The 3,809-nt window shown below is 78.5% G+C and carries 2 protein-coding genes; both read right to left on the bottom strand.

Annotation, left to right across the window (positions count from 1 at the left end; translation table 11 throughout):
* Positions 1-1,418: beta-ketoacyl [acyl carrier protein] synthase domain-containing protein (locus ACYVI6_RS18235; RefSeq protein WP_460447721.1), on the bottom strand; the 1,418-nt coding region annotated here is incomplete at its 3' end.
* On the bottom strand, positions 1,415-3,809 hold a 2,395-nt coding region (locus ACYVI6_RS18230), incomplete at its 5' end, for an SDR family NAD(P)-dependent oxidoreductase (RefSeq protein ID WP_460447720.1). The genes ACYVI6_RS18230 and ACYVI6_RS18235, both read right to left, overlap by 4 nt.

Genomic DNA, 3,809 nt, shown 5'->3' with positions numbered 1-3,809 from the left:
CAGGCGACGAGCACGACCTCGTCGTCGGTGCGCCGGCCGCGGCTGCGCGGGGCCCGGGTGCCGGCGGCCGGCGCGTCCTCCAGCAGCAGGTGCGCGTTCGTGCCGCCGAAGCCGAACGAGCTCACCGCGGCGCGGCGCGGACCGCTCCACGGCTCGGCCTGCTGCAGCACCCGCAGCGGCGTGCCGGCCAGCGCGGGCAGCGGGTCGTCGGCGTGCAGCGACGGTGGCCGCACCCCGGCCCGCAGCGCGCCCACCACCTTGAGCAGTCCCGCGGCCCCGGCCGGCGCCAGCAGGTGGCCGAGGTTCGACTTCACCGAGCCGATCGGCACGTCGTCGGCCTCGGCGAGCACGGCGGCGGTGCTGCGCACCTCGGCCGCGTCGCCCACCGGGGTGCCGGTCGCGTGGCACTCGACGAGCGACACCGTCGCCGGGTCGACGCCGGCCAGCTCGTACGCCAGCCGCATCGCCCGCTGCTGCCCCTCCTCGGTGGGGCTGAGCAGCCCCTGCCCGCGGCCGTCGTTCGACAACCCGATGCCGCGCACCACCGCCAGCACCTCGGTGCCGGTGGCCAGCGCGTCCGACAACCGCATCAGGGCGACGAACGCGGCGCCCTCGCCGTGCAGCAGGCCGTCGGCCTCGCGGTGCAGCGGGCGGCTGCGGCCGCTGCGGCTCACCGCGTTCAGGCCGCAGAACCCCACGTGCTGGAACAGGTTGTCGATGCGGTTCACGCCACCGGCCACCACGACGTCGGCCGACCCCTCGTGCAGCCGCTCGCAGGCCAGCTGCACGGCGTACAGCGACGACGCGCAGGCGGCCTCGACCGAGAACCCGCCGGCACCGAGCCCGAGGGCCTGCGCGGCCAGCTGGGCGGGCAGACCGGCCGAGAACCGGTTGCGCGGGTCGGGCGCCGGCCCCGCCTGCACCGGCAGCCCGGCCAGCACGGACGCCGGGTCGAGCCCGCGCAGCACGTGCTCGGCGTAGCGGGCGCCGAGGTCGGTGGGGCACAGCAGGTTGCCGAGCACCAGGCCCGTGCGGTCGGACGGGCGGTCGAGCCCCGCCTCGCGCAGCGCCTGCCGCACCCCCTGCACCACCCAGGCGAACAGCGGGTCGAGGCCGTCGAAGGTGCCGGCCGGCACGAGCAGGCCGCTCGGGTCGAACACCTCGTCGAAGCCGCGCACGTACCCGCCGACGTCCGTCCAGGTGCGGTCGAGGTGGTCGTCGACGGTGCCGGTCGCGCGCTCGCGGTCGAGCCGCCAGCGGCCCTCGGGCACCGGCCCGAGGCTGCTGCGGCCGTCGCGCACGTTGTGCCAGAACGTCTCCGGGTCGAGGGCGTCGGGCAGCACGCAGCCGCGACCCACGATCGCGACCGGCTCGAACGCCGCAGACTCGTTGCGGCGCAATGGTTCCGTGATGCTCACGCCGGACGCCGGATCAGCTCGACGCCCACCAGCTGCACCCGCGGTGCGCCGTCCGGGTCGACCAGCACGACGTCGCAGCGAGCGCCCGCCGCGTGCACCTCGCGAGCATGGACGACGACCCGCAGCTCGCCCTCGGCTCGCCCGAACCGGTGCACCACGCAGCGCTCGACCGCCATCGGCAGGCTGGCCGCACCGAGCACGCCCTCGGCCCACAGCACCGCCAGCTGCAGGGCGCCGTCGAGCGCGGCCGGGTCGAGCGCACCCGTCGCGCCGGCAACCGGCTCGATGCGGCCACTCGCCCCGTGCGCCGACCGCGCGACGTCGGGCTGCAGCACCTGCCACGCCGGGCCGTGGAACAGCACGTGCCCGTCGTACAGCGGCGCGCGGTCGAGCGGTCGCAGGCCCGCGGGCTCGTCGGTCGGCACCGGGTCGACGTCGAGCGGCTCCGAGGCGGGCGCGAGGACGGCGCGCACCCTCGGGCGGCCGTCGGCGGCGTGCAGCGTCAGCTCGGTGCCGTGCGGGTCGCCGGTGATGGGCGCCGACGCGACGAGCCGCAGCAGGTGGGTGCCGCCGGCGGCGAGGCCAGGCAGCGCGGTCGTGGCGTAGACCCGCACGTCGTCGACGACCAGCGGCGCGGCGCCGTCACCCGCGTGCGCCAGCAGCCACCCGAGCGACCGGGCCAGCGGCAGCACCGGCAGGCCGCCGACCGCGTGGTCGAGCAGCTCGGGGTGGGTCGCGGCCGACACCAGCACCTCGGCTGCACCCGGGCGAGCGACCCGCGCGACGTCCAGGGGCGACGTGCTCGAGGCGTCGGTGGGCGGGTCGGCGGTGAGCGCCACGACCACGTCGTCGTCCGCCCTCTCGGCGGCGAGCTCGGCGTGCAGCGAGTCGACCGCGGCGTCCGGGTCGAGCAGCGGCACGCCCGCGCCGTCGAGCCGCTCGACGACGTCGCCGTGCACCATGCCGCCGCGCCACGGACCCCACGCCACCGCGCGCACCAGGCAGCCCGGGCGCGCGGTCTGCTCGGCGCACAGCACCTGCTGCACCGCGCCGTTCGCGGCGGCGTAGGCGCTCTGCCCCGGGTTGCCCACCAGCGCGGCCACCGACGAGAACGCGACCACCGTCCGCAGCGGGTCGTCGCGGGTGGCGGCCAGCAGCGCGTCGAGACCGAGCAGCTTGGTGTCGAGCACCGCGTCGAGCTCGGCGTCGGACGCAGCTGCCAGCGGGCCGTCGGCCAGCACCCCGGCGCCGTGCAGCACCGCGGTCACCGGCCCCCACGTCTCGCGGGCCGCGTCGACCGCGGCGGCCACGGCCTCCGGGTCGCGGACGTCGACGTCGGCGTAGCGCACCGGCGATCCGGCCTCCGTCACGGCGTCGAGCGTGGTGCGCACCTCGCGGACGGCGAGCACCCGGGAGCCGGTGGCGGCGAGCTCGCGCAGCCCGCCGGCACCGGGGCGGGTCGCCAGCCGGCGCACCAGCTCGCGCTCGTCGTCGGCGCCGACCAGCCCGGCCGGTTCGTCGACGAGCTCGGTGCGGCCGAGCAGCAGCAACCGGGGGCGGTGCCGCCGGGCCAGGTCGCGCACCACCGCGGCGGTGACCCCGCGGGCGCCGCCGCTGACCACGACCACCGGCTGCGGTCCGAGCGGTCCGAGCGGTCCGAGCGGGCCGGGGTGCCCGACGTCGCCGAGGGGCGCGTCGAGCAGCACCGGCACCAGTCGGCGTCCGTCGGCGGGCAGCCCGCAGACGGGCGTGCCGCCCCCACCGACCAGCTCGGCGAGCAGCGCGTCGGCCACCTGCTGCCGGGTGCGACCTGCCAGCGTGCAGTCGATCGACCGCACGGTCGCCTGCGGCCACTCCAGCGCCAGCGTGCGGGTGGCGTCGGCGACCCCACCCAGCCAGGCCCGGTCGCCGGCGCCGCGCAGTCCGAGGTCGCCGCCGGTGTCGTGCACGACGACGAACAGCCCGCCCGGCCGCACCAGCGCGGCGTCGCGCGCGCGGCGCAACAGGTCGCGCTGCACCGTGCGTGCGTCGGCGGGCGAGTCGACGGGTGCCAGCGCGCCGAGGTCGACCACGCCGTGCGCGCCGGGCGGCGGCTCGGCCACCACGGTGGCCCGCACGCCCGCCGACGTCAGGCCGGCGACCAGCAGCTGCGCCACGCCCGCGCCGTCGTCGACCACCACCACCGGCCCGGCCCACAGCCCGCCGGCAGCCAGCCCCGGACGCTCGGCCTCGATCAGGCGCAGCACGCGGCGGCGCACCGGCTGCGTGCTCCTCCTCGGCGGCGCGACGGCGGACGACGCCGGCTGCAGCGGGGGTCCGGCCCCGGACGAACCCGGCCCCTCGGCGTCGGCGCCCGAGCCGCCACCCGCACCGCCGTCGTCGGCCGCCCCG

This window comes from Angustibacter aerolatus, assembly GCF_054776675.1.
This window is presented reverse-complemented; position numbering and strand designations above follow the sequence as displayed.